Origin of the sequence: Collimonas sp. OK412 (assembly GCF_900112135.1) — a bacterium.
Lineage (GTDB): Bacteria > Pseudomonadota > Gammaproteobacteria > Burkholderiales > Burkholderiaceae_D > Collimonas > Collimonas rhizosphaerae.
In genome coordinates this window covers 97,988-124,053 of record NZ_FOLC01000013.1, presented here as the reverse complement: position 1 = coordinate 124,053, position 26,066 = coordinate 97,988, and the positions used below count along the sequence as shown (strand labels likewise).

General features: G+C 61.5%; 24 protein-coding genes. 8 read left to right on the top strand and 16 right to left on the bottom strand.

From position 1 onward, the window contains the following. Nucleotides 1-334: 334 nt before the first annotated feature. Nucleotides 335-604: a 30S ribosomal protein S15 gene (gene rpsO / locus BM062_RS15105; RefSeq protein ID WP_014007042.1), complete on the bottom strand. Its 270-nt coding sequence runs from the start codon at nucleotides 602-604 to the stop codon at nucleotides 335-337. Nucleotides 605-769: 165 nt separating this feature from the next. On the opposite strand from rpsO, the gene BM062_RS15100 reads away from it, so the two are divergent. Together BM062_RS15100 and BM062_RS15095 are read left to right on the top strand one after the other, a co-directional pair. Then, a complete protein-coding gene (locus tag BM062_RS15100; RefSeq protein WP_092398224.1) occupies nucleotides 770-1,267 on the top strand; it encodes an outer membrane protein assembly factor BamE in 498 nt (165 codons plus the stop codon). A 20-nt stretch (nucleotides 1,268-1,287) separates the two neighbouring features. Then, nucleotides 1,288-2,181 (top strand): YihY/virulence factor BrkB family protein, encoded by an 894-nt coding sequence (locus BM062_RS15095; protein WP_092398222.1) that lies wholly within the window; start codon nucleotides 1,288-1,290, stop codon nucleotides 2,179-2,181. A gap of 19 nt (nucleotides 2,182-2,200) precedes the next feature. Here the strand turns inward: BM062_RS15095 and lolD are convergent, their stop codons facing one another. Next, the gene (lolD, locus tag BM062_RS15090; protein WP_092398220.1) at nucleotides 2,201-2,899 is read right to left on the bottom strand and encodes a lipoprotein-releasing ABC transporter ATP-binding protein LolD; all 699 of its coding nucleotides are present in this window, start codon (nucleotides 2,897-2,899) and stop codon (nucleotides 2,201-2,203) included. Continuing rightward, nucleotides 2,892-4,157 (bottom strand): lipoprotein-releasing ABC transporter permease subunit, encoded by a 1,266-nt coding sequence (locus tag BM062_RS15085; protein WP_092398218.1) that lies wholly within the window; start codon nucleotides 4,155-4,157, stop codon nucleotides 2,892-2,894. The genes lolD and BM062_RS15085 overlap by 8 nt, the downstream gene beginning before the upstream one ends. A 189-nt stretch (nucleotides 4,158-4,346) precedes the next feature. Between BM062_RS15085 and BM062_RS15080 the strand changes: the two genes are divergently transcribed. Beyond that, nucleotides 4,347-4,811: a thioredoxin family protein gene (locus tag BM062_RS15080; protein WP_217647599.1), complete on the top strand. Its 465-nt coding sequence runs from the start codon at nucleotides 4,347-4,349 to the stop codon at nucleotides 4,809-4,811. A 46-nt stretch (nucleotides 4,812-4,857) separates the two neighbouring features. Here BM062_RS15080 and BM062_RS15075 read toward each other — a convergent pair whose 3' ends face one another. Further along, a complete protein-coding gene (locus BM062_RS15075; protein ID WP_092398216.1) occupies nucleotides 4,858-5,625 on the bottom strand; it encodes an SDR family NAD(P)-dependent oxidoreductase in 768 nt (255 codons plus the stop codon). Nucleotides 5,626-5,646: 21 nt separating this feature from the next. Next, nucleotides 5,647-7,320, bottom strand: coding sequence for an AMP-binding protein (locus tag BM062_RS15070; RefSeq protein WP_254785086.1), 1,674 nt, complete (start codon nucleotides 7,318-7,320; stop codon nucleotides 5,647-5,649). A gap of 282 nt (nucleotides 7,321-7,602) precedes the next feature. Between BM062_RS15070 and BM062_RS15065 the strand changes: the two genes are divergently transcribed. Further along, nucleotides 7,603-8,616, top strand: a complete 1,014-nt coding sequence (locus BM062_RS15065; RefSeq protein WP_092398214.1) for an AraC family transcriptional regulator — start codon at nucleotides 7,603-7,605, stop codon at nucleotides 8,614-8,616. 1 nt (nucleotide 8,617) lies between these two features. Here BM062_RS15065 and nhaR read toward each other — a convergent pair whose 3' ends face one another. Continuing rightward, complete coding sequence (gene nhaR, locus BM062_RS15060; RefSeq protein WP_092398212.1) at nucleotides 8,618-9,538, bottom strand: transcriptional activator NhaR; 921 nt, start codon at nucleotides 9,536-9,538, stop codon at nucleotides 8,618-8,620. Between the two features lie 98 nt (nucleotides 9,539-9,636). Between nhaR and BM062_RS15055 the strand changes: the two genes are divergently transcribed. From BM062_RS15055 to BM062_RS15045, 3 genes are all read left to right on the top strand, one after another. Next, nucleotides 9,637-9,999 (top strand): HPF/RaiA family ribosome-associated protein, encoded by a 363-nt coding sequence (locus BM062_RS15055; protein ID WP_092398210.1) that lies wholly within the window; start codon nucleotides 9,637-9,639, stop codon nucleotides 9,997-9,999. Nucleotides 10,000-10,076: 77 nt separating this feature from the next. Beyond that, nucleotides 10,077-10,703: a Bax inhibitor-1/YccA family protein gene (locus tag BM062_RS15050; RefSeq protein ID WP_092398311.1), complete on the top strand. Its 627-nt coding sequence runs from the start codon at nucleotides 10,077-10,079 to the stop codon at nucleotides 10,701-10,703. 60 nt (nucleotides 10,704-10,763) lie between these two features. After that, nucleotides 10,764-11,042: a TFIIB-type zinc ribbon-containing protein gene (locus tag BM062_RS15045; protein ID WP_092398208.1), complete on the top strand. Its 279-nt coding sequence runs from the start codon at nucleotides 10,764-10,766 to the stop codon at nucleotides 11,040-11,042. A gap of 60 nt (nucleotides 11,043-11,102) precedes the next feature. On the opposite strand, the gene BM062_RS15040 is transcribed toward BM062_RS15045, so the two are convergent. The 7 genes from BM062_RS15040 to BM062_RS15010 form a co-directional block, all read right to left on the bottom strand. Further along, nucleotides 11,103-13,412: an NADP-dependent malic enzyme gene (locus BM062_RS15040; RefSeq protein ID WP_092398206.1), complete on the bottom strand. Its 2,310-nt coding sequence runs from the start codon at nucleotides 13,410-13,412 to the stop codon at nucleotides 11,103-11,105. A 296-nt stretch (nucleotides 13,413-13,708) separates the two neighbouring features. Then, nucleotides 13,709-14,149 (bottom strand): dihydroneopterin aldolase, encoded by a 441-nt coding sequence (locus tag BM062_RS15035; RefSeq protein WP_092398204.1) that lies wholly within the window; start codon nucleotides 14,147-14,149, stop codon nucleotides 13,709-13,711. Between the two features lie 238 nt (nucleotides 14,150-14,387). Beyond that, the gene (locus tag BM062_RS15030; protein ID WP_254785085.1) at nucleotides 14,388-14,993 is read right to left on the bottom strand and encodes a sarcosine oxidase subunit gamma; all 606 of its coding nucleotides are present in this window, start codon (nucleotides 14,991-14,993) and stop codon (nucleotides 14,388-14,390) included. Then, the gene (locus tag BM062_RS15025; protein WP_092398200.1) at nucleotides 14,983-17,988 is read right to left on the bottom strand and encodes a sarcosine oxidase subunit alpha family protein; all 3,006 of its coding nucleotides are present in this window, start codon (nucleotides 17,986-17,988) and stop codon (nucleotides 14,983-14,985) included. Before BM062_RS15025 ends, BM062_RS15030 begins: the two co-directional genes overlap by 11 nt. Continuing rightward, on the bottom strand, nucleotides 17,985-18,269 hold the full coding sequence (locus BM062_RS15020; RefSeq protein ID WP_092398198.1) for a sarcosine oxidase subunit delta: 285 nt from the start codon (nucleotides 18,267-18,269) through the stop codon (nucleotides 17,985-17,987). Before BM062_RS15020 ends, BM062_RS15025 begins: the two co-directional genes overlap by 4 nt. A 27-nt stretch (nucleotides 18,270-18,296) precedes the next feature. Continuing rightward, on the bottom strand, nucleotides 18,297-19,541 hold the full coding sequence (locus BM062_RS15015) for a sarcosine oxidase subunit beta family protein (protein WP_092398196.1): 1,245 nt from the start codon (nucleotides 19,539-19,541) through the stop codon (nucleotides 18,297-18,299). 45 nt (nucleotides 19,542-19,586) lie between these two features. Next, nucleotides 19,587-20,978 carry an L-serine ammonia-lyase gene (locus tag BM062_RS15010; protein ID WP_092398194.1) on the bottom strand — a complete coding sequence of 464 codons (1,392 nt, stop codon included), beginning with the start codon at nucleotides 20,976-20,978 and terminating at the stop codon, nucleotides 19,587-19,589. 463 nt (nucleotides 20,979-21,441) lie between these two features. Here BM062_RS15010 and BM062_RS15005 point away from each other — a divergent pair, with 463 nt between their 5' ends. Further along, nucleotides 21,442-22,530, top strand: a complete 1,089-nt coding sequence (locus tag BM062_RS15005) for a threonine aldolase family protein (protein WP_092398309.1) — start codon at nucleotides 21,442-21,444, stop codon at nucleotides 22,528-22,530. Nucleotides 22,531-22,585: 55 nt separating this feature from the next. Here BM062_RS15005 and fdhA read toward each other — a convergent pair whose 3' ends face one another. From fdhA to BM062_RS14990, 3 genes are all read right to left on the bottom strand, one after another. After that, a complete protein-coding gene (gene fdhA, locus BM062_RS15000; RefSeq protein ID WP_092398192.1) occupies nucleotides 22,586-23,788 on the bottom strand; it encodes a formaldehyde dehydrogenase, glutathione-independent in 1,203 nt (400 codons plus the stop codon). A 54-nt stretch (nucleotides 23,789-23,842) separates the two neighbouring features. Then, complete coding sequence (locus BM062_RS14995) at nucleotides 23,843-24,787, bottom strand: choline ABC transporter substrate-binding protein (protein WP_092398190.1); 945 nt, start codon at nucleotides 24,785-24,787, stop codon at nucleotides 23,843-23,845. Between the two features lie 162 nt (nucleotides 24,788-24,949). Beyond that, nucleotides 24,950-26,053: a GlxA family transcriptional regulator gene (locus BM062_RS14990; RefSeq protein WP_092398188.1), complete on the bottom strand. Its 1,104-nt coding sequence runs from the start codon at nucleotides 26,051-26,053 to the stop codon at nucleotides 24,950-24,952. Between the last annotated feature and the right edge of the window lie 13 nt (nucleotides 26,054-26,066).

The following is a 26,066-nucleotide window of genomic DNA, read 5'->3' as shown; positions in this document are numbered from 1 at the left end:
TAATTCGCTGCAAGCTGACGCTTGCGGCTCTTAAACTCTTTCCCGCAATTGTTTATTTGCCGACAGATTTTCAGGCGCTGTCGTTCACCTCACCACTGACGATTCATCGCTGGCTGCTGCCAATGAATTGCCGTCTCCTTGCCTAGTACCAACCTCTTGAAACTTGTGCAGATAAGCCGCAAAGAAGCTGCTGCCAAAAGCAAAAATGCCCGCATCAGAAACTGATACAGGCATTTTTTTTCAACTTATCGACGGACCAAGGACATCGTCACGAAATATCGAAACAGGATGCCGCTGAAAATACCGGAGGCCGACGATGAGCCGCGCACTACGATTACTTACGCAAGCCGAGTTTTTCGATCAGCGAGCGGTAACGGTTCAGATCCTTACCCTTGAGGTAGGACAGCAGGCTTTTACGACGGTTAACCATCATGATCAGGCCGCGGCGGGAATGGTGATCCTTGGCGTGGGCTTTGAAGTGACCGTTCAGGTCGTTGATACGGGCTGTCAGCAGCGCAACTTGCACTTCCGGGGAGCCGGTGTCGTTTTGACCGCGCGCATTATCAGTGATAATAGCGGCCTTGGCTGTTTTTTCGATAGTCATGCTTTACCTTTCACAAGCGGTGTACAGAGTACGTAACCCTATGCACCGTGAACAAACAATTAAAAAATCCGGTCAAACTTGACCAGACGCGCAGTATATAGCAAAAATCCTGCGGATTCAAATACTTAGCGTCGCACCAACAACAATTTATCTGGGAGTATCACCATGAAGCAACCCTTTCCCCTCCTCCTGGCCGGTTTGCTGCTGGGCCTCGGCGGCTGCGCCTCGCTGCTGGCGCCGCCGGTCAATCCCGGCGAACCCGAGGCGCAAGTCCTGGCGCGCCTGGGAAGGCCGACCGGATCTTATCAAGACGGCAATGATGTATTATTGGAATATTCGCGCGGCCCGTTCGGCCAGGCGACGTACATGGCGAAAATCGGCCCCGACCATCGATTGATTTCTTACGAGCAAGTACTGACCCTGGAAAAATTCGCTACCATCAAGGTTAACCAGTTCAACCAGGCCGACGTCCTGCGCACCATCGGCAAACCGTACGAAACCATCTATTACGACCGGGTCAAGCTAAACGGCTGGAATTACTCTTACAAGGAAGCCGGCGTCTGGAACTCGCAGATGACCGTGTATTTCGACGACAGCGGCATCGTGCGCAAGCTCGAAAACGGCCCCGATCCGCGTTATGAGCATTCCCGCTTCGGCCGGTAAATTTCAAAAAAGGCGACTGCATGATCAAATTTCCCGAGCGGCAACGGATCCAGGCCATGCTGGCCGGCACCCTGCAGGAATGGTTCAAGCAGCGCTGCGGCAGCAAGGGCGCGGCGCTGGCCTTCTACACCCTGTTTTCGATGGCGCCGATGCTGATCCTGGTGATCGCGATTGCCGGCGCGGTATTCGGCGAACAGGCGGCGCGCGGCGAGATTGTAGGCCAGCTCTCCGGCTTGATCGGTTCGACCGGCGCCGACGCCATCCAGCTGCTGCTGGCGGCGGCCCACAGCAACCGTTCGGGGCCGCTGGCGGCGCTGATCGCGGTGGCGGTGCTGCTGGTCGGCGCCACCACCGTATTCTCCGAACTGAAGGATAGCCTGGACGAGATCTGGTACGTGCCTGTCACCCGCCACTCCGGTTTCGTGGGCCTGGTCCGCACCCGGCTGCTGTCGTTCGGGCTGATACTGGTGCTGGCCTTCCTGCTGCTCACCTCGCTGGTGGTGAGCGCTGCGCTGGCGCTGCTGGCCAAATACCTGGGCGGTATGTGGATCAGCGTGACGGTGGTTGTCTCGCCGCTGTCGCAACTGTTTTCGTTTGCCGTGATCGCCAGCCTGTTCGCCTCGATCTACAAGATGCTGCCGCAGGTCAAACTGCCGTGGCGCGATGTCTGGATAGGCTCGATCGGCACCGCCGCCCTGTTCGTGCTGGGCAAATACCTGATCGGCATCTACCTTGGCAACAGCGGCGTCGCCTCCAGCTATGGCGCGGCCGGCTCGGTGATCGCGCTGCTGCTGTGGATTTACTATTCGGCGCAGATTTTTTTCTTCGGCGCCCAGTTCACCCGCCAGTACGCGCTGTTTTTCGGCAGCCTGCAAAACAAGGAAGCCGGCCATCTCGCGACGCCGGCTTCCTGATTCCCTGCACATCAGGCGCTTAGTCCTGGTACGGCTCCAGCCCGCGCTCTGACAGGCGCAGGATGCGGCCGCAGCGGCGCGCCAGTTCGATGTCATGGGTCACGATCACGAATGCCGTGCCGAGGGTCTGCGACAGTTCCAGCATCAGGTCGAACGTCATCTGCGCCGTAGCCCGGTCCAGGTTGCCGGTCGGCTCGTCGGCCAGCACGCAGGCCGGCCGGGTCACCAGCGCCCGCGCCAGCGCCACCCGCTGGCGCTCGCCGCCGGACAGTTCGCCCGGCACATGGATCACCCGCTCGGCCAAACCGACCCGCGCCAGGATCTCGCGCGCCTGCTGCTGCGCATCGCTGCGCTTGAGGCGGCGGATCATCAACGGCATGGCGACGTTATCCAGCGCGGAAAACTCCGGCAGCAGATGATGGAACTGGTAAACAAAACCCAGTGCGTTATTGCGCAAGTCGCCGCGCGTCTTTTCGCCCAGCGTCGTAAAGTCCTTGCCCAGCAGGCTGACATTGCCGGCGGTAGGCGCATCGAGGCCGCCCAGCAGGTGCAGCAGGGTTGACTTGCCGGAGCCGGAAGCGCCGACGATGGCGACCTGCTCGCCCTTGGCGACATCGATATCGATACCGTTCAAGACCTTCACCGAATAGCTGCCCTGGGTAAAGGTCTTGCCCAGGTTGCGGCAGGAAAGGACGATGGAATTGTTTGTATTATTCATAACGCAATGCCTCAGCAGGTTTCACCCGGGCGGCCCACCAGCTCGGATACAGGGTGGCCAGGAAAGCCAGCACCACGGCGACCCCGCCTATGGTCCAGACATCCGGCCAGCGCAGGTCTGACGGCAATTCGGTGATCACGTACACGCTCTTGGGCAGGAACTGCACATGCAGCATGCGTTCGATGAACGGCACGATAACGTCGATATTCAGGGCCACCAGCACCCCGCCGCCGACGCCGATGGCGGTACCGACCAGGCCCACCAGCGCGCCCTGGATCATGAAGATCTTCATGATCGAGCCCGGCGACGCGCCCAGGGTGCGCAGGATCGCAATGTCAGCCTGCTTGTCGGTCACCGTCATCACCAGGGTCGACACCAGGTTGAAGGCGGCCACCGCGATGATCAGGGTCAGGATGATGAACATCATGCGTTTTTCGGTCTTGACCGCGGCGAACCAGTTGCTGTTCTGCTGGGTCCAGTCGCGCAGGTACAGGTTGGGCGGCAGCGTGGTCGCCAGCTGCTGCACGATCTGCGGCGCCTGCAGCATGTCGGTGACCTTCAGGCGCACGCCGGACGGCGAATCCTGGCGAAACATCTTTTCCGCATCTTCCAGGTGGATGAAGGCCAGGGTCGAATCGTATTCAAAATGGCCGGCCTCGAAAATCCCGGCCACGGTGAACTGGCGCAGGCGCGGAATCACGCCGGCCGGGGTCACCTGCCCTTGCGCCGCCATCAGCGTCACCTTGTCGCCGATGCCGACGCTCAAGGCGTGCGCCAGCTCTATCCCCAGCACGATATTGAATTCGCCCGGCTTGAGGTCATTGAAGCTGCCGCGCTTGACCTTGCTGGCCACGTCCGACACCTTCGGCTCTTCGGCCGGCAGCACGCCCCGCACCGCGACGCCGCGCAACACGCTGTCGCGCACCAGCATGGCCTGCGCATCGACATAGGGCGCTGCGCCTATCACTTCCTTGTTCTTGAATGCTTGCTGGGCGACCTCTTCCCAGTTCGGCATGGAGCCGGAAGCGTCGAACACTTCGATATGGGCCAGCACCGACAGCATGCGGTCGCGCACGTCTTTCTGGAAGCCGTTCATCACGGACAGCACCACGATCAGCGCCGCCACGCCGAGGGCGATGCCGGCCATCGAAATGAGCGAGATGAAGGAAATAAAACTGTTGCGGCCGCTGCGCTTGCCCGCACGGGTATAGCGGATGCCGACCAGCCACTCAAACGGTAAATTTTTTAAGATGCTCAAACGAGGCTCCCGAAATCAGCCCGCAGTTTGCCATAAATTGGCAAACTCACGGAGCTTTCCCGCTGATTCTGATCCAGGCAACGAGTTATCGTTCAGTCAAAATCGAGGCGGCGCCGCCAATTACCAAAACGAAATATACTATTCGGCATACGGCCGTATCCGTAAAATACCCAACCTGAACAGGATTGCATGATGAAAAAATTCTTCGCCCTCTGCCTGGGACTGCTATTGGCGCAGGCGGTAGCCGCCGCCCCGCTGCCCTACGATGAAAAGGCCGACGCCAAGGCCGACCTGAGCCAGGCGTTGAGCCAGGCCCAGGCCAGCCACAAGCAGGTGATTCTGGTGTTCGGCGCCAACTGGTGCACCGATTGCCGCGAACTGGACAAGGCGATCCATGGCAAAAGCGCGTCGCTGATCGACGGCAAATTTGTGCTGGTGAAAATCGACGTCGGCAATTTCGACAAGAATCTCGACATTGCCCAGTCTTACGGCAACCCGATCAAGAAGGGGATTCCAGCCGCCGTGCTGCTCAGCCCGGACAACAAGATCCTGTACTCGACCAAGGCCGGCGAGCTGGCCGATGCCCGCCGCATGGGCGAGAACGGCATCTATGACTTCTTCAATAAAGAGATCGTAAAACGGCAAGGCAGCTAAGCTCGCGCCCAGCTGCCCCTCATTCCCCACAAGCCGGACTGCGCCGTTATTTCGGCGCCAGCCGGATCCCGCCGTCGAGGCGGATCACTTCGCCGTTCAGGTAGACCGTCTCGACGATGGTCTTCACCAGCGCCGAGAATTCGGCCGGCTTGCCCAGCCGCGGCGGGAACGGCACCATTTTTCCGAGCGCCTCCTGCACCTCTTCCGGCATGCCGAGCAGCATCGGGGTTTCCATGATGCCGGGCGCAATCGTCATCACGCGGATGCCGTGGCGCGACAGTTCGCGCGCCGCCGGCAAGGTCAAGGCCACCACCCCGCCCTTGGACGAAGCATAGGCAGCCTGGCCGATCTGGCCGTCAAAGGCGGCCACCGAAGCCGTATTGATGATCACGCCGCGCTCGCCGTCGGCATTCGGCTCGCCCTTGCTCATCGCATCCGCGGCCAGCCGCATCATGTTGAACGTGCCGATCAGGTTGATCTGGATCACCCGCGCAAAATCTTCCAGGGCATGCGGCCCTTCCTTGCCGACGATGCGCTTGGCCGGCGCCACGCCTGCGCAGCTGACCAGGCCGTGCAAGCCGCCGAACACGGTGAGCGCCGTGCTGACAGCTTCCGCGGCGCTGGCTTCGCTGCACACATCGGTCGCCACGAAACGGGCGTTGGCGCCCAGCTGCGTCGCCAGCGCGGCGCCGGCTTCCTGGTTGATGTCGGCGATCACCACCTTGGCGCCGCCCTGCACCAGCATGGCGGCGGTAGCCGCGCCCAGGCCGGAACCGCCGCCGCTGATCAGGAATACATTATTTTCGATTTGCATGGTTTTCTCTTCTTTTCTTCTTTAGATTTTAGCCTTGGCGATTTCCTGGTTGCGCAAGATGAAGCGCTGCAGTTTGCCGCTCGGCGTTTTGGGCAGTTCAGTTAAAAATTCGATTTCGCGCGGATAGGAATGCGCCGCCAGCCGATGCTTGACGTATTGCTGCAGCTCGGCCACCAGTTCCGCGCTGGCCTGGTAGTCCTTGCTTAAGACGACAAAAGCCTTGACCAGTTCAGTGCGCTCGGGATCGGGCTTGCCGACCACCGCCGCTTCCACTACCGCCGCGTGCTCCAGCAATGCGCTTTCGACATCGAAAGGCCCGATGCGGTAACCGGAAGAGGTAATGATATCGTCGCCGCGCCCGATAAAGCTGATGCTGCCATCCTGGTTTTTCTCGACCGTATCGCCGGTGACGTAATAGCGGCCCTCGTTATCGGCGGCATCCTGCTGCCAATAACCCTGGAACCAGTACACCGGGGAATGCCGGCGGTCCACCGCCAGCACGCCTGGCTGGCCCACTCCCAGTTCGTTTTCATCGTCGTCCAGCACTGCCAGCCGGTAACCGGGCATGGCGAGGCCGGCCGAACCCATGTGCACTTCGTGCCGCAAGCCATGGTGGTTGCACAGCACCATGCCGGTTTCGGTCTGCCCATAGTGGTCGTTGATCGGACAGGCAAGGTGTTCGCCGAACCAGCGGATCACTTCGGGATTCAGCGGTTCCCCTGCGCTGCTGACAACGCGCAACCGGCCCTTGGCCGGCGCCGCCGCTTCGGCGCCGCCGGCGATCAGCAGCCGGTACGCGGTGGGCGAACCGGCGAGATTGGTAATCTTGTATTTGTCGATGATGCGGTAGGTGCTTTCTACCGTGAACGAACCCTCATAGAAGGTAATCGCGTGCCCCATCAGCATCGGCCCCGTCACGCAGTAGTACAAGCCATAGGCCCAGCCGGGATCGGCGATATTCCAGAAAGCGTCTTCCGGCTGCACATCCATCGCGTAGCGGGTGTAGACGTAGAACGCCAGCATCGCCCGCAGCGGCACCGCAACGCCTTTGGCCGGCCCGGTGGTGCCGGAGGTGAACAGCATGATGAAAGCGTCGTCAGCCTTGCGCATCACCGGCGCAAACTCGGCCGGCTGGCGCGCCATCTCGGCCCGGAAATTGAAATCGCCGGCCGCCGTTTCATCGGCTACGGTCATGATGGGCGGGCAATCCGGCACTTCCTCCAGCTTATGGCGGTTATCGGCGTCGGTCACGATCAGCTTGGCTTCGCTGGCGGCCACCCGGTATTCAATCGATTTCGAGCCGAAAGCGGTAAACAAGGGCTGGTATACCGCGCCGGCACGCCAGGTGCCGAGGATCGCGACCAGCAGTTCCGGCGTGCGCGGCAGCAATCCGGCGACGCGGTCGCCGGGCTGGACGCCCCGTTCTTTCAGGAAATTGGCAAAACGACCCGACAATTCCTTGAGCTGGGCGAAGGTATAGCTGGCGCTGCGGCCATCCTTGCCTTCCCAAAGCAACGCGATGCGGCCGGGCACGGCATGGCGATCGCAGCACTCGACACAGGCGTTGATGCCGCTCTGCAGGCTGCCGGACAGTTCGGCGGCAATGCTGTCGACATTGAAATCCGCATAAAACTCGGCATATTCAGGAATGCTGGCGTGCGCAGTTGCAGCATCGCCTGGAAAAGCAGATGGCATGAGTGTTCTCCTCTAACCTAAAATGGCAGGCTTAATCGGCTCTTGTTGTTGTTAGAAATAGAATTGCTGCAATCAAGTCTAGAATATTTAGTGGCTGGCAGCCATGTCAAAAGCGATCAGCGGGTTTGATCGGAATTGCAATACCGAGCAAATAAGATTATGGCCACCTCTAAAACCGTAGCGAGCGGCTCAAGGTCGGGGTGAGAAGCGCAGCCGTACGAAAGTACGGTGAGCATCGCCGCCCCGAGATTGAGCCGCGCAGTAGGTTTTGGAGGTGGTCATATGGAAGAGTGGGAAAAGGGTACGATCGCCATCAGCTTCGTCGATGAAGCGCTGCACAGCATGCGCCAGCGCGGCATGGATACCGAATCGCTGCTGCTCGAGGCCGGCATCGCGCCGCGCTGGCTGCACGAACCGCACGCCCGGGTCGCCGCCGCCAACTACGGCCGGCTGTGGTACCTGATCGCGCATGCCATGGACGATGAATTCTTCGGCATGGACAGCCATCCGATGCGGGTCGGCAGCTTCAACATGCTGTGCCGCAGCGCCCTGCACAGCGCCAATCTCGGCAAGGCCCTTGAACGCATGCTGGTTTTCCTGCGTCTGGTGCTGGACGACATGTCAGCCACCCTCACCGAACAAGACGGCCTGGCGCGCATCGCCATCAGCGACAGCGGCCACCCGCGCCGCATGTTCGCCTACGGCACCTTCCTGATGATCGTGCACGGCATCGGCAGCTGGCTGATCGGACGCCGCATCCAGCTGCTGTCGGCGGACTTCCGCTGCGAGGAACCGCTGGCCAGCCTGGACTACAAGATCCGCTTTTGCGACCAGGCGCGTTTCAGCCAGCCGCAAACCAGCATCACCTTTGACGCCGCCTGCCTGGCTTTGCCGATCGTGCAGAACCAGCGCACGCTGCAGCCTTTCCTGCGCGAAGCGCCCGGCAACCTGCTGGTGAAATACAGCAACCACGACAGCCTGGCGGCGACCATCCGCCGCCGGCTGCGCCAGCTGCCGCTGACGGAATGGTCGGATTTCGACAGCCTGTCGAGACAGCTGAACACGCCGGCTTCGACCCTGCGCCGCAAGCTTAGCCACGAGGGGCAATCGTACCAGGCGATCAAGGACAACCTGCGGCGCGACCTGGCGATCAATTACCTGAGCGGCTCAGCCAGGAGCATAGAAGAGATAGCCATCAGCCTTGGTTTTGCCGATTCCAGCGCCTTCCACCGAGCCTTCAAGAAATGGACAGGAAGCAGCCCCGGCGAGCACCGGCGCGCCTTGTCAGAGGCCTAGCTCATTTACGCTTGACCGGGGTGAACACCCTGCCGTGTATCGCTGACAGAATCGCCTCCACCGCCGGATGCTTGATCTTGCGCTCATTCGACACCGCATAGAACTGCTCATGCACCTGGTCCAGCTCGCCGATCAGCACCGCGCCGAACTGTTCCTCGACGTCTACGGCGAGCGCCGACGGCGCCGGAAACAGGCCCAGGCCGTTGCGGCCGAAGGTGTTCAGCAACGCATTGTCATCGAATTCGCCGACCACGTCCGGCCGCAGTTCATGCGTCTCGAACCAATGGTCGATGCGGCCGCGGATCACGTTGTTGCGGGTCGGCAGCAGCAAGGGCGCGCCGCTCAGGCTGGCCGGGAATCCTGCGCGGTAACGCTTGGCCAGCTCCTTGCTGCCAAACAGCGCGATGTCGCTTTCGCCGAGCAGATGGCTGAACACACGTAATGCCGCGCCGGACGGCGCCGGCCGGTCAGTCAGCACCACATCCAGTTTGTGCATGGTGAGGTCGCCCAGCAGCGACTCGAACTTGTCCTCGAAACACACCAGCTTGACCCGTTGCGGCAGGCGCAGCGCGGCTTCCAGCAGGCGCGACGAGATCAGTTTCGGCAGCGAATCCGAAATGCCGACCGCCAGCCGCAAGGTAGGTTCGTCTTCGACGGCGGCAAGCGCCTCCTGCATCTGTTCGCCCAGCAGGAAGATCTGGTCGGCGTAACCCAGCGCCAGGCGTCCTGCTTCGGTCAATACCAGCCGCCGCCCCTGCGGCGCCAGCAGCGACTTTCCTATCGCCTGCTCCAGCAGCGACAGCTGGGCGCTGATGGTTTGCACCGCCAGTCCCAGCCGTTCGGCGGCGCGCGTGACGCTGCCCTCCTTGGCCACCACCCAGAAATAATGCAGGTGGCGGAAATTCAGTCCCGATGTCTTCATTGTTCCGTTTTTCCGAAGTAATTCTTCGATTATCTTCGCTTTTTAAGTTCATGTCGCGGCTATATGATGATTTCTCCTGAAACGAACTGGAGTCTTTGATGAAACCGACTATCGCCATCGTCGCTACCAAAGGTGTAAAACTCAGCCGCAGGCTGCGCGAGTACGTTATCCGTCGCTTGAGCCTGGCGCTCGACAGGAGGCAATACAGCATCCAGGCAATGAAAGTGCGCATCAGCGACCAGAACGGCCCCAAGGGCGGCATCGACAAGCATTGCCAGATCCAGCTGACCTTGCCCGGCCTGCCGACCGTGGTGATCACCGAAAAAGGAAACGATGTCGCGGCCATGGTCGACCAGGCCGCGCATCGCGCCGCACAAGCCATCGACCGCCTGCTGTCGCGCGCCAAATCGATCCGGCATACCAGATACACGGTGCCGGTCAGCGAACCAGCTCTTATCTAATTTGACGAAAGACCATCATGAACAACCGTTACAACACTCTCAGAAACAGCAGCGCCAGGCATGCCGCCACCACGGTGATGGACGGCGCTGCGCGCAAGGTCCTGCGCAACACCTACCTGCTGCTGTCGCTGTGCCTGGGCTTCAGCGCCATCGTCGCCGGCGCCTCGATAGCGTTCAGCCTGCCCGCGCCCGGCATCATCATTACCCTGATCGGCTATTTCGGCTTGCTGTTCCTGGTGACCAAATACCGTGACCAGGGGCTCGGCGTGGGGCTGGTGTTCGCCCTGACCGGCTTCATGGGCTACACCCTGGGACCGATCGTCAGCCATTACCTGAGCCTGCCTAACGGCGGCTTGACGGTGATGATGGCGCTGGCCGGCACCGCCGTCATTTTCCTGGGGATGTCCGCCTACGCGCTGGTCACCAAGCGCGACCTGTCCTTCATGGGTGGCATGCTGACGGTTGGCGTGCTGGTGGCTTTCGTGGCCGGACTGGCAGCGATCTTCTTCAGCATCCCGGCCTTGTCGCTGACCGTATCCGCGGTGTTCGTGCTGCTGATGTCGGGCATGATCCTGTTTGAAACCAACAATATCGTGCGCGGCGGCGAGACCAATTATGTGATGGCTACCGTCAGCCTGTTCGTCTCGATTTTCAACCTGTTCACCAGCCTGCTGCAGCTGCTGGGATTCGTCAACAAAGAGTAAATCCGCGGCAGGGCCTGCACGGCCTGCCAGGGTTACGTTTGATTATTATGGAGAGTGACTATGCATTGCCCCGTATGTAAAGACAAGGAGCTCGTCATGAGCGAGCGCCAGGGCATCGAAATCGATTATTGTCCCGGCTGCCGCGGTGTCTGGCTGGACCGCGGCGAACTGGACAAGATCATCCAGCAATCGACGCATGAACTGGCAAGCGCCAGGGCGCAGCCGGCAGCTCCGGTCCGGCATCAGCCCGAATATCGTCAGGAGCAGCAGGGGTCGCAGTACGGCGATTACCGCCGGCCGAAGAAGAAAGAGAGTTTCTGGCAAGAGCTGTTCGACTGACAGCATTGCAGGTATTGCATTGAGCGGGGGACAGGATCAAGCATCCTGTCCCCCGTCAGCTTATGCTCCCTGCTTGGCAGAGATCGCGTTCGCCACCACCAGCGCCGTCATGTTGACCACCCGCCGCACAGTCGCCGACGGATTCAGGATGTGCACCGGCGCCGCGGCGCCCAGCAATACCGGCCCCACTGTAACGCCCTGGCCGCCGGTCATCTTCAGCACATTGAACAGGATATTGGCGGCGTCCAGGTTCGGCGTCACCAGCACATTGGCATCGCCGCTGAGCGTGGATTTCGGCAGGAACTGCGCCCTCACCTCCGCGCTCAAGGCTGCATCGCCGTGCATCTCGCCATCGGCTTCGACGTCCGGCATGCGCTTGACGAACAGATCGCGCGCGGCGCGCATTTTCTTGGCCGACGGCCGCGTGCTGGAACCGAACATCGAATGCGACAGGAACGCCACCTTGGGCGGCACGCCGAAACGCCGCACCTCTTCCACCGCCATCGCCGCGATATCGGCCAGCTGCTCGGCGTCCGGATCGTCGTTGACGAAAGTGTCGGCGATGAACAAGGTGTGCTTGTCCAGCACCAGGCCGTTCATGGTAGCGAAGCACTTGGCGCCGTCACGCAGGCCGATGATGTCGCTCACATGTTCCAGGTGGTTGTCGAAACGCCCGACCAGGCCGCACAGCATGCCGTCGGCGTCGCCCAGCTTGACCAGCAGCGAGGCGATGGTGGTGTTCGAACGGCGCAGCGTCGATTTCGCCATCTCCGGCGTAACGCCGTCGCGCGCCTTGATCTCGTGGTAGGTTTCCCAGTACTGGCGGAAACGCACATCGTCTTCCGGATTGATCAGCTCGAAATCGCGCCCTGCCTGCAAACGCAAGCCGGCGCGCTTGATGCGTGCCTCGATCACCGCCGGACGGCCGATCAGGATCGGCCGCACCAGCTTTTCTTCGAGCGCGATCTGCACCGCGCGCAATACGCGCTCATCCTCGCCCTCAGCGTAGACGATACGCTGCGGCTCGCCGCGCGCCGCGACGAACACCGGACGCATGAACATGCCGGTATGGCTGACGAAACGCATCAGCGACTGGCGATAAGCCTCCATGTCCTTGATCGGACGCGTCGCCACGCCCGACTCTTCGGCGGCGCGGGCGACCGCAGGCGCGATACGCAGGATCAGGCGTGAATCGAACGGCTTCGGGATGAGGTATTCAGGACCGAAATGCAGTTCCTGGCCGGCATAGGCGGAAGCCACTTCTTCGCTGATCTCGGCCTTGGTCAGGTCGGCGATCTCGCGCACGCAGGCGACCTTCATCGCTTCCGTGATGCTGGTGGCGCCGCAATCGAGCGCGCCGCGGAAAATATAAGGGAAGCACAAAACGTTGTTGACCTGGTTCGGATAGTCCGAACGGCCGGTGGCGATGATGCAGTCCGGCCGCGCTTCCAGCGCCAGCTCCGGGCGGATTTCCGGTTCCGGGTTGGCCAATGCCAGGATGATGGGCTGCGAACCCATGGCCCTGACCATGTCCTGGGTCAGCACGCCGGGCGCCGAGCAGCCGAGGAACACATCGGCGCCGACAATCGCGTCGGCCAGGGTGCGGGCATTGGTGGTTTGCTGATAGCGCTGCTTGGACACATCCAGCTTGTCTTCGCGCTTGTCATGGATCACGCCGCGCGAGTCGCAGACAAAAATGTTTTCACGCTTGACGCCCAGCTCGACCATCAGGTCGAGGCAGGCAATCGCCGCCGCGCCGGCGCCGGAAGCCACCAGCTTGACTTCGCCGATCTTTTTGTTGACCAGCTCCAGGCCGTTCAGCAAGGCTGCCGAGGAAATGATCGCGGTGCCGTGCTGGTCGTCGTGGAAGACCGGGATCTTCATGCGTTCGCGCAGCTTCTTCTCGATATAGAAACATTCCGGCGCCTTGATGTCTTCCAGGTTGATGCCGCCCAGCGTCGGCTCCAGCGCGGCGATGATCTCGACCAGCTTGTCCGGGTCGCGCTCGGCCAGTTCGATGTCGAACACGTCGATGCCGGCAAAATTGTGGAACAGGCAGCCCTTGCCTTCCATGACCGGCTTGCCGGCCAGCGGCCCGATGTCGCCCAGGCCTAGCACCGCGGTGCCGTTGGTGACCACGCCCACCAGGTTGGCGCGCGAGGTGTATTCCACCGCCATCTCTGGATCTTCGTGGATCGCCAGGCAGGCATAGGCGACGCCGGGCGAATACGCCAGCGACAGGTCGCGCTGGTTCGACAGGGGCTTGGTCGGCACCACGGCGATCTTGCCGCGCGTCGGGCTGCGATGGTACTCGAGCGCAGCGTCGCGCAGGGCCTGCTCGGCCGCAGAAAGAGTGGTAGGGGTGCTCATTGATGGTCTCCTGGGTACGCTAATGAAAATTCGGTGGCAGCGACATTATCACAATGTCTATCGATGCGGTTTCCCGGCGACCGATATCTCTGCTGGGGAAGATGCTTTTTGGAAAGGGAAATTATCCCGTGGGATCGTGGTTTGAATTGTGCGGCTCATGACAAATGGTAGACGAATCCCGGGCAACTTGCAGCGTTACCGCGAAAAATACCAGCCTAACTTATTCCGCAGTGCCGCATAAAAAAAGCCCGCGCATGCGGGCTTGCCATCGGAAGATTACTGCCATCATGCCAATGTCAGGCTGCGACGCTGCTTTCCAGCGGCTGCTGTATCAGCAGCGTCTCATAACTCCAGCGCGTCCAGCTCGAAGCCACGCCCAGCCGCGCGGTATTGGGACGGATCTTCGGTTTGTGGATCGCAACCCGGATTTCATCCAGCATGGGGAATTCGCGGAACGACAGGCTGGCGACTTCCGACGCCAGCGTCTCCAGCAGGCGGGTGTGCGGCTTGGCCTGCAGGAAAGCAGTCACCACGCCGCAGTAATGATCGTAGTCGATCACCGAAGCGGCGTCGTCATCGTGCTGGCCGCCGCCGGTGCGGTAGGACAGCTCGATATCCAGCTCCACCGGCTGCGGCTTTTCATGCTCATGCGGATGCAGGCCGATGCGCGTGATCGTCGACAAGGCTTCGACGAAGATCTGCCAGCGGACGCCGCTAGCGATGTTTTCATTTTTCATAATCCCAGAATCCTCAGTTGGACTGGTGCGAGTGTGCATTTTTCCGGTTCTCTGGCTAGGCGCGACGACGACGCGGACTGCAGTCCGCTAGGAGAAGCAACGACGCCAGAGGGCCGGAAAAATGTGCAATCGCGCCTGTAGCGCTCGCCATCCAATTGACTACACTTATCGAATGAAAACAAATATGCGCGCCTCGGAGCTTCAGACAAAAGTAAGCGGTCAACTGGGGAATCTGGGATCATAGATACTCCTGGCAAGCGTCGAGCAGGATACGGCCGAAATAGTCAGCGAAGCTGCGCCGGATGACCAGTTCATACGCATCATCGGCCAGCGGCCGCAGCAAGACGCCGGCCTTGAAGAAATGACTCTGGGCGCATTGGCCAAGCGTGAACACAGCCGGATGGAAATCCAGCGGACACCCCTTCTGCAGCACCTCGCGCGCCTTCGTTCCGCTGAGCACCAGGCTGGTGTTGCCGCTGCTGACATCCACCACGGAAGCAAACTCTCCCGCCAGCGCGCCGGCCAGGTCGGTGCACAGCGCCGGCAGGCGCGGCTGCTTCGACTGGATCAGCCATTCGTTGGGCGCCAGCCAGTAGATGGCGAACTGTTCGCTGTCGCTTACCGTGTTCGGCTGCAGCGGCAAAACCGCGCCTGTGAGGCTTTTGACAGCTTTCTGCAATACCGTGGATTCCGCCCCGCCCTTGAGGTTGATCAATTCAAGGAAGGGTTTCTCCTCCATGCTGACGGCTGCGTTGGCGCCCGCCGCAAGCGGCGCCAGCATTTGCGTCAGTTCGGTGAACGGCGATTCCTGCTGCACCTGGAAAAGCTGGGTTTCATTCAACATGTTGACGGACTCCTTCTGCATCGTAAAACACCAAGCTGCTGATCTTGGCCGCGAGATTGCGTCCGTTCGCCAGCGGAATGCTGACTTCCTGCCCCATCTTGCCGAGGCCACCCTTGATCAGCGCGAATGCAATCGAGCGCTGCAGGATCGGGCTGAAATAGCTGGACGTCACGTGCCCTATCATGTCGGCCACCGGTTCATTGCTCGGCTCCGCCAGGATCTGGCTGCCTTCGGGCAAGACAACATCCTTGTCATCGCTCAGCAGTCCGACCAGCTGCTTGCGGTCGCCGCGCGCGGTATCGGAACGGATCAGCGAACGCTTGCCGAGGAAATCCTTGGATTTGGCGACCAGGCCGCCCATGCCGAGGTCGAATGGCGTCACCGAGCCATCGGTATCCTGGCCGACGATGATGTAGCCCTTCTCTGCCCGCAGCACGTGCATGGTCTCGGTGCCGTAAGGCGTGATATCGAATTCCTGGCCGGCTTCGATGATCGCATCCCAGATCGCGCGCCCCATGTTGGCCGGCACGTTGACCTCATACGACAGTTCGCCGGAAAAGCTGATGCGCATGATGCGGGTGAACACGCTGTTGATGCTGCCTTCGCGGAACGACATGAACGGGAATTTCTCGTTCGAGAAATCAATGTCCTTGCACACTTTCTGCAGCACGCGCCGGGCATTCGGCCCCACCACCGCAAACGTCGCGAAGTGGTCGGTCACGGAAGTCAGGTTGACCTTCAGGTGCGGCCATTCGGTCTGCAGCCAGCGCTCCATCCAGTCCAGCACGCGCGCCGCGCCGCCGGTGGTGGTGCTCATCAGGAAATGCTGTTCGCCCAGGCGCACCGTGACGCCGTCGTCGAACACCATGCCGTTTTCATCCAGCATCAGGCCGTAGCGGCATTTGCCGACTTCCAGCTTGTTCCACGGATTGGTGTAGATCCAGTTCAGCAAGGTCACCGCATCCGGCCCCTGCACATCGATCTTGCCCAGGGTCGAAGCATCCAGGATGCCGACGCTGTTGCGCGCCGCCAGGCATTCGCGCGCCACCGCGGCGTGCAGGTCTTCCTTGCCGCGCGGGTAATACCATGGCCGTTTCCAGTTGCCGACATCTTCAAACAAGGCGCCCTGCTCCTGGTGCCAGGGATGGATGCAGGTCTTGCGGATCGGCGTCAGGAACTCGCCCAGTTCGCGCCCGGCCACGGTGCCGAAGGTTACCGGCGTGTAGTTCGGGCGGAAGGTGGTGGTGCCGGTTTCCGGGATGGTCTTGCCCAGCACTTCAGCCAGGATCGCCATGCCGTTGATATTACCGAGCTTGCCCTGGTCGGTGCCGAAGCCGAGCGCGGTGTACCGCTTGACGTGTTCCACCGAGTGGTAGCCCTCGCGCGCCGCCAGGTAGATGTCCGCCGCCGAAACGTCGTTCTGGTAATCGACGAACTGCTTGGGGCCGCGCCCCACCTGCTTGCGGTCGCCCACCAGCCACAAGGGCAAGATGGCGGCTTCGGACAGCTCAGCCACTTTCCAGTTGGGCAGCGCCACCGGCTTCAGGCCGGCTGCAAGGATCGCTTGCCGGGCCGCCAGAGCACCGTCGCGCAAGGCGCCGCCGAGGCTGAAATCGCCGTTGGCGGCGCCCGCGCTGGTTTCCTTTTGCATCGCCGAGCCCGGCACAAAACAAGCCTTCTCGTTACTCCAGTGGGCCTTGCCGCCGGACTGGGCAAACAGGTGGATCACCGGATTCCAGCCGCCCGACACGCCCAGCAGGTCGCAGGAAACCGAGGTGATGAACTGTCCCGGCACGCCATCCTGGTGACGCACCACCTCCACCAGCTTGACATGGCGGCCGCCGCTGGCAGTCACCACCACGGCGTCGTTGATAATGTTGACGCCCTGCCGCCTGGCGGCAGCCGGCAAGCTGCTGCTGCCGGCCGGGCGCGGGTCGACCACGGTCACTTCGGCGCCATTGGCCTTCAGGTCCAGCGCGGTCTGGTAAGCATCGTCGTTATTGGTGAAGATCACTGCCTTGCGCCCCGGCAGCACGCCGTAGCGGTGGATATAGGTCGATACCGCCGACGCCAGCATGATGCCTGGCAGGTCGTTGTTGCCAAACACGATCGGCCGCTCATGGGCGCCGGTAGCCAGTATCACGTGCTTGGCGCGCACTTTCCACAGGCGCTCGCGCACCAGGCCGCGCGCCGCCAGCGGCAAATGCTCGCTCAGGCGCTGGGTCACGGTCAGCAGGTTGTGGTCCTGGTAGCCGAATACCGTGCTGCGCGACAAGATCGTCACTTCCGGCAAACGCCTCAGGTCGGCGCTGATCTTTGCCACCCACTCGGCGGCAGGCAAACCGTCGATCACCGCCGGCCCGGACAGCAGGCTGCCGCCCAGTTCCGACTGGTCGTCGACCAGCACCACCCGCGCGCCGGAGCTGGCGGCCACCCATGCCGCCGCCAGACCGGCCGGACCGGCGCCTGCAACCAGCACATCGCAATGCGCGTAGGTCTTTTCGTAGCGGTCAGGATCGAGCTCGGTCGGCGCCTTGCCGAAGCCGGCCGCTTCCCGTATCACTTCTTCGTACTTGCCCCACCAGCTGCGCGGCCACTTGAATGTCTTGTAATAGAAACCGGCCGGGATGAAACGGGCAAACAGCTGGTTCACCGCCATCCGGTCGTTCTCGATGCTGGGGCTGGCATTAACGCTGGCCGCGCTCAAGCCCTGGTACAGCTCGATTTCGGTGGCGCGGGCGTTGGGCACCGTGTAAGCGCCGGTTTCCAGCTGCACCAGCGCATTCGGTTCTTCCACGCCGGCGGTGACGATGCCGCGCGGACGATGGTATTTCCAGCTGCGCGCCACAAAATGCACGCCGTTCGCCAGCAGCGCCGAGGCCAGCGTATCGCCCTGGAAACCCTGGTAACTCTTGCCGTTGAAGGTAAAGCTGAGCGCCGCGCCGCGGTCTATGCGGCCGCCGCTCTGCAGTCGATGCGTTTGGCGGTTGCTCATGTTGCGCTCCCTGTTTCAGTCTTTTCGCCGAACTTGCTGTAGCCGAGGAATTCGTAAGTGACGGTGTCGCGCTCGGCCAAGAACCAGCGCCGGCAGCCATGGCTGTGCAGCCACTGCTCGCGGTGCACGCCGCGCGGATTCTTGCGCATGAACAGATAGTCGCCCCAGGCTTCGTCGCTGATGTTTTCGGTGTCCAGCGGACGCGCGATGTCGGCTTCGCCGCCGCAATGGAATTCACTCTCGGCGCGCGGCCCGCACCAAGGGCAGGTAATCAATAACATGATGGATCTCCAGGCAGATAGCGGAAATTAGTGAGCGACGGCGGCGGCGCCGTGTTCGTCGATCAGGTGGCCGCTGTAGAAACGGTCCAGCGCAAACGGAGCGTTCAAGGGGTGCGGATTATCGTTGGCAATCGTGTGGGCGAACACCCAGCCCGAGCCCGGCGTGGCCTTGAAGCCGCCGGTGCCCCAGCCGCAGTTGAAGTACAAACCCTTGACCGGAGTCTTGGAAATGATCGGGCAAGCGTCCGGCGAGACATCGACGATGCCGCCCCACTGCCGGTTCATGCGGACCCGGCTCAGCACCGGGAACATTTCGACGATCGCCTGCAGCGTGCCTTCGATCACGTGGTAGCTGCCGCGCTGGCCGTAGCCGGTGTACTGGTCGACGCCAGCGCCGATCACCAGGTCACCCTTGTCGGACTGGCTGATGTAGGCGTGCACCGCATTCGACATTACCACCGTATCGATGATCGGCTTGATCGGTTCCGACACCAGCGCCTGCAACGGATGGCTCTCCAGCGGCAGGCGGATGCCCGCCATCGCCGCCAGCACACTGGAATGGCCGGCGGCGACTACCGCTACTTTCTTCGCCTTGATGAAACCTTTGACGGTATCCACCCCGGTCACCGCGCCATTCTCGCGCCGGATCCCGGTGACGCCGCAATTCTGCAAGATATCCACGCCGCGCTCATCGGCGCCGCGGGCAAAGCCCCATGCCACCGCATCGTGCCGCGCCACCCCGCCGCGCCGCTGGAACGAAGCGCCCAGCACCGGATAGTGGCTGTTCAGGTTAATGATCGGCACGATTTCCTTGACCTGCGCCGGCGTCAGCCATTCGGCGTCGACGCCGTTGAGGCAGTTGGCGTTGATGCGGCGGTCGGTATCGCGCACGTCCTGCAGGGTATGCGCCAGGTTCATCACGCCGCGCTGGCTGAACATGACGTTGTAGTTCAGATCTTGCGAAAGACCTTCCCACAGCTGCATGGCTTTTTCATACAGCATGGCCGACTCGTCCCACAGGTAGTTCGAGCGCACGATGGTGGTGTTGCGGGCAGTGTTGCCGCCGCCTATCCAGCCTTTTTCGATCACCGCGATATTGCGCAAGCCGTGCACCTTGGCCAGGTAGTAAGCAGTAGCCAGGCCATGGCCGCCGCCGCCGACGATGACAATGTCGTATTCCTTTTTCGGTTCCGGACTTTTCCAGGCCCGCTGCCAGTTCTCATGGTAGGAGAGCCCGTTGCGGATCAGGCTGAATATCGAATAATTGCTCATACACTCCTCAAAGTTCCGGAACCGCTGTTTATTGCCGCCGACTACTCAGCACTCGATGACATTTACCGCCAAACCGCCACGTGATGTTTCTTTGTATTTGGTCTTCATGTCGGCGCCGGTCTGCATCATGGTCTTGATCACATTGTCCAGCGACACATAATGCTTGCCGTTGCCGCGCAAGGCCATGCGGGCGGCGTTGATTGCCTTCACCGCGCCCATCGCATTGCGTTCTATGCAGGGAATCTGCACCAGGCCGCCGACCGGGTCGCAGGTCATGCCGAGGTTGTGTTCCATGCCGATTTCGGCAGCGTTCTCGATCTGCTCTGGCGTGCCGCCCTGGACCGCCGCCAATGCTCCCGCTGCCATCGAACAGGCGACGCCGACCTCGCCCTGGCAACCGACTTCAGCGCCGGAGATGGAAGCGTTTTCCTTGTAGATCAGGCCGATCGCTGCAGCCGTCAGCATGAAGGTCATGATCCCGTCTTTATTCGAACCGGGAATGAACTTGGTGTAGTAATGCAGCACCGCCGGCAATACGCCCGCCGCGCCGTTGGTGGGCGCGGTGACGATCCGCCCGCCCGCGGCGTTTTCTTCATTCACCGCCATCGCATACAGGTTGACCCAGTCCAGCATGGACAAAGGATCCGTGAACGATTCCTCGGAACGCTCCTTCAACTGCCGGTACAGTTCGGAAGCGCGGCGCTTGACCCGCATCGGGCCCGGCAATTCACCGTCTATCGAACAGCCGCGCTTGACCGCCGCCGCCATCACGTCCCAGATGCCGAGCAGCTTGGTCCGCACTTCTTCCGCCGAACGCCAATGCTTTTCGTTTTCCATCATCAGCGCGGCAATCGTCAGGCCGCTTTCAGCGCACATGCGCAACAGCTCGTCGCCGGAATGGAACGGATACGGCAGCTCGCCTTCGCTTTGCACGCTGCCCGCCTGCACCAGGTTGACGCGCTGGCCTTCCTTGCTGACCACGAAACCGCCGCCGACCGAGTAGTATTCCTTTTCCGCGATCACGCTGCCGGCAGCATCCAGGGCGACAAAACGCATGCCGTTCGGATGTTGCGGCAAGGCTTCGCGGCGGAAAAACAGTACATGCTCTTTCTCCACGCAGCCAATCGGATGGCTGCCGTTCAACAGCAGTTTCCTGGTGCTGCGGATTTCCGCCAGGCGCGGCTCGACGTGGTCCGGGTCGATGTTGTCCGGCAGGTTGCCTTCCAGTCCAAGCAGCACTGCCTTGTCGCTGCCGTGGCCCTTGCCGGTCGCGCCGAGCGAACCGTATAGCTCGACCCTGACCGCATGCACCGCATCGAGCAGGCCGCTATCGTGCAAATGCGCAGCAAACCGATTGGCGGCAATCATCGGTCCCACCGTATGCGAACTGGAGGGGCCGATGCCGACCTTGAATAAATCGAATGTGCTGATGTTCATAGGAAACCCGATTGGATACACTGGCAAAACATGGTGCTAACGTTCATGACAACTCCTGGGTGGGTTGAAGTATTTTTCCCGGCCAACGGCAAGCAGCGCACGAGACACGACAACGCCAGGGTACAGCGCAACAGCCCCGATCCGGACTTGGCTTCAAGCCACAATTCAAGCCACAATTTAAGCCACAATCGGCAATCGGTTGCAGTGCTATTCCTTGGCATCATTTTGTCCTTGCACAGGCTGGCCTATTTTCCGTAGCTGACAAGTGTTTGTCCTTTTCCGACAAGCACGACAATATTTAATTCTACGGCCAAGTCACCGGTGGGACGCGATGACATTTTCTTGTAGGGCATAAGCCGAATCCCGGAATATTACCAATTAGACATGTTCAGCCGGGATGCTGAATCCGGGTAAGATGGCAATCCCCTTCCTAACCCTGGCCCACGGGCCTGAACCGCAAGCCATGTCAAACGCCGATCTGCGCAATCAATGCCATACCTTCTTTTCCGGCGCCGCGCCGCGTCCTGCCGCCCAGGATTTTGCCGAGATGGCCGCCTGGTGCCAGGCGCACGGCATCCAGCACGACAGCTACGGCGAAGGCGCCCTGCTCCAGGATTTTGAAAACAAGGTCGCGGCGCTGCTGGGTTTCGAAGCTGCCCGCTTCGTGATTACCGGAACGCTTGCCCAGGCCGTCGCGCTTCGCATCGCTTGCCAGGACAGGAACAATCCGCTGGCGGCGCTGCATCCCACCGCGCATGTCTTGCTGCATGAAAACAGCAATTACCAGCTGCTTGACCATTTCACCGCGCTCAATGTCGGCAACCCGCACCGGCCATGGACGGTCGATGACCTGAAAGCCATCCCTGACCGCCTGGGAGCTGCGCTGTACGAATTGCCCATGCGTGAAATCGGCGGCCAGCTGCCGGCATGGGAAGAACTGGAAGCGGTCAAGCGATACTGCCGCGAACAACACATTCATCTGCACCTGGACGGCGCCCGCCTGTGGGAAGCTGCCGCCGGCTACGGCAAACCGCTGGACAGCGTGGCGGCCGGCTTCGACAGCGCGTACGTCTCGTTCTACAAGGGCATCGGCGGCCTGGGCGGCGCCATGCTGCTGGGCAGCCGCGATTTCATCGGCCGCACCTCGGCATGGATGAAACGGCTGGGCGGCAACGTCTACCAGCGCTCACCCTATGTAGTGGCGGCGGCAATGCGCTTCGATGAAAAACTGGCGCGCATGCCGGCCTACCTGCAGCGCACCCGGGAGCTGTACCAGCTGCTGGCGCGCTACCCGCTGTGGCAGGTCAATCCGCGGCAGCCGCATTGCAACATGCTGCATCTCTACCTGCCGGTCGACCGCGATGCAGCAAACGCCGCCCGCAACCAGCTGGCCAGGGAACACGGTGTCTGGCTGTTCGGCGAAGCCAGGCATGCGGCCTTGCCGCAGCAGAGTTATGTCGAGTGGTATGTGGGAGAGGCGCTGCTGTCTTTATCCAGCGACAGGATTGTCGCGATCCTGGACCAGTTCCAGGCGCTGCTGGCGCCTGCGTGAGCGGCCCCTGACGGCGCAAAAAAAGACCGTCAGCAGGCCATCAAGCCGAGATTGCTCAGGCGGCTTTTTGCAGCAAGCGATGCGGATCGATGACAAACTTCTTCGGCGCGCCGGCATCGAACTGCTGGTAACCGGCCGGCGCCTGGTCCAGGGTGATGACTTCAACGCCGACGATCTCGGCGATCTTGATGCGGTCCCACAGGATCGCCTGCATCAGCTGCCGGTTGTATTTCATCACCGGCGTCTGCCCGGTATGGAAGCTGTGCGACTTGGCCCAGCCCAGTCCAAGGCGGATGCTCAGGCTGCCGCGCTTGGCGGCGCTGTCGACGGCGCCCGGATCGTCGGTCACGTACAGACCCGGGATGCCGATCTTGCCGGCCACGCGGGTCACCTCCATCAGCGAATTGAGCACGGTCGCCGGCGCTTCCGACTGCGCCCCGGCGTGGCCGTGGCCGCGCGCCTCGAAGCCGACGCAGTCGATCGCGCAATCGACTTCCGGCACGCCCAGGATCTGCGTGATCTGCTCGCCCAGCGACGCATCGAGGGACAGGTCGACCGTTTCAAAACCGACGCTGCGCGCATGCACCAGCCGCAGCGGATTGACGTCGCCGACGATCACCACCGCCGCTCCCAGCAAGCGCGCCGAGGCTGCCGCAGCCAGGCCGACCGGACCGGCGCCGGCGACATACACCGTGGCGCCGGGGCCGACCCCAGCCGTCACCGCGCCGTGGTAGCCGGTCGGCAGGATATCCGACAGGCAGGTCAGGTCGCGGATCTTGCCCATCGCCTGCTCTTTGTCGGGGAAACGCAGCAAATTGAAGTCGGCGTAAGGCACCATCACGTACTCGGCCTGGCCGCCTATCCAGCCGCCCATGTCGACATAGCCATAAGCGCCGCCGGCGCGCGCCGGATTGACGGTTTCGCAGACGCCGGTGTGCTGTTCCTTGCAGGTGCGGCAGCGGCCGCAGGCGACGTTGAAGGGTACTGAAACCAGGTCGCCCTTCCTGATGGTTTCGACATCGGAACCGACCTCGATCACTTCGCCGGTAATTTCATGGCCCAGCACCAGCCCCGCCTGGGCGGTAGTGCGGCCGCGCACCATGTGCTGGTCGGAACCGCAGATGTTGGTGGAAACCACTTTCAGGATCACGCCATGCTCGATTTTCCTGCCTTGCGGATTGTCGAGCTTGGGAAACGGGATCGACTGTATTTCGACCTTGCCCTGCTCGATATAAACCACGCCACGATTTTCAGACATTGTGTCTCCTCCAGTTATTAATTATGAAGATGGAAGCCGGAAAACATTACGCCGTTACAGCCCCAGCGAAGTCTTGACCGCCGGCAGGCCGTCCTTGCCGTCGAAGGTCTTGACCCCGGCCAGCAGCTTGTCCAGGATCTCGGGATTCTTCTTCAGCCACTCCTTGGCCGCGGCCTTGGGATCGGATTTGTCCATGATGCGTCCCATCAGCTGGTTTTCGATGCCGGTGGAAAACTGCAGGTTGCCGGCCAGCTTGTCGGCGTTCGGACAGCGCGCCGCATAGTCGGTAGCCGCCACGGTGTACACCTTGGCCTCGCCGAAATTGGGGCCGAATACATCGTCGCCGCCGCTCAGGTAGCTGATCTTTTGCTGCACATTCATCGGATGCGGTTCCCAGCCCAGGATCACGATCCATTTCTTTTGCTTGACCGCCCGCCCCAGCTCGATCAGCATGCCGGCCTCGCTCGATTCCACCATCTTGAAATTCTTCAGGTTGAACTGGTTCTTGCTGATCATGCCCTGGATCAGCGCATTGCCGTCGTTGCCGGGTTCGATGCCGTAGATCTTGCCGTCCAGTTCTTTCGAGTACTTGGCGATATCGGCGAAGGTCTTGAGGCCGGCATCGTAGGCATAGGTCGGCACCGCCAGCGTGTATTTGGCGCCGGTCAGGTTCGGCGTAGGCAGCACCTTGAGCGATTTTTCCTTGACGAAGGGGGCAATGATGGGATCCATGGTCGGCGCCCAGTAACCGAGGAACAGGTCGATCTGCTTGTTCTTTACGCCGGCAAAGGTGATCGGCACCGAGGCGATGGTCTTGCTGGTGTGGTAGCCCAGGCCCTCGTACACGGCGGAAGCCAGGCCGGTGGTGGCGGCGATGTCGGTCCAGCCGACATCGGCGAAACGCACGGTCTGGCACGATCTCGGTTCCTGCGCCTGCACCGGCGCCAGCAGGCTGCACGCCACGCCGGCGCCGGCGACCATCAAGCTGAATGATTTCATTGCTTTTTTCTCCTGAAACAAAGATGACAGTCCGATGCAGGCATCGGCACAAGATGAATGGAAAGGGCATGCACGCAGACGCAACAGGAATAAATCATGCGTACCGGTACAGGTAAGAAATTACATCGCATCCGGGCTGGGCTTTAGACCGATTGCGACATGCTATTGCCTGCCGGCGTCAAACAGCTCGTCCACCGCCAGCGGCAAGGCCGGCAACGGCGGCAGTTCGTCGACCGCGGACAGGTAGGGATGGCGCAGGTGCCGTTCGCTGCTGGGAGAACGGCCGAACTGGTTGCGATACGCCTTGCTGAAATGGCAGGACGACTGGAACCCGCAAGCCACCGTCACGCTCATGATCGACATGGTGGTCTGCAGCAGCAGCTCGCGTGCGCGCCGCAAGCGCAGCTGCAGGTAATAATGGGTAGGCGTGACGTCCAGGTAATACTTGAACATGCGCTGCAGCTGGCGTTGCGACAAACCCACCAGCCTGGCGATTTCTTCAAAGGACAGGGTTTCTTCGATGTGGGTTTCCATCAGCCTGGCGACTTCGATCAGCTCCTTGCGGCTGAAGCCGAGCCGGGCGGCAATCGGGATATGCTGCTGGTAAGCGCCGTCGCGTATGCGTTCCAGGATGAACTGCTCGGAAATCTCTGCCGCCAGCGTCTTGCCGTAGCGGTTGGCAGTCAGGTTCAGCATCAGGTCGATGGGGGCGGTGCCGCCGGAACAGGTGAGGCGGTCGCGGTCTACCGCGAACAATCCCTCGGTAAACAGCACGCGCGGAAATTCTTCGCGCAGGGCGGAAATGTTTTCCCAGTGGATGGCGCATTGGTAGCCGTTCATCAGGCCGGCCTTGACCAGCGCGTAGCTGCCGGTGCAGATGCCGCCCAGCTTGACGTTGCGCCGCGCCAGCTGGGTCAGCATGGCGTTCAGCTTGTCGTTGACCGCCTCATGGATCTTGACGCCGCCGCAGACAAACAGGATGTCCGGCGTGCCGGCCTGCTCCAGGGTCAGCGTCGGCGTAATCGGCAAGCCGTTGCTGGCCTGCGCCGGCGCGCCGTCGATGCTGATCACCGACCAGCGGTACAGGGTCTGGCGGCTGATGTAATTGGCCATGCGCAAAACTTCAATCGCACTGGCGAAAGCAATCATCGAGAAATTCGGCAAGGTCAGGAAACCGAAGTGCAGCACCGGCGCCGGCGCGGCGCCCGGCGGCAGCGTGGGCGTTGCCGGCGTTCCCGGCTTCGAAGCGGCTTGGTACGAAGACATCCTGCCTCCATCT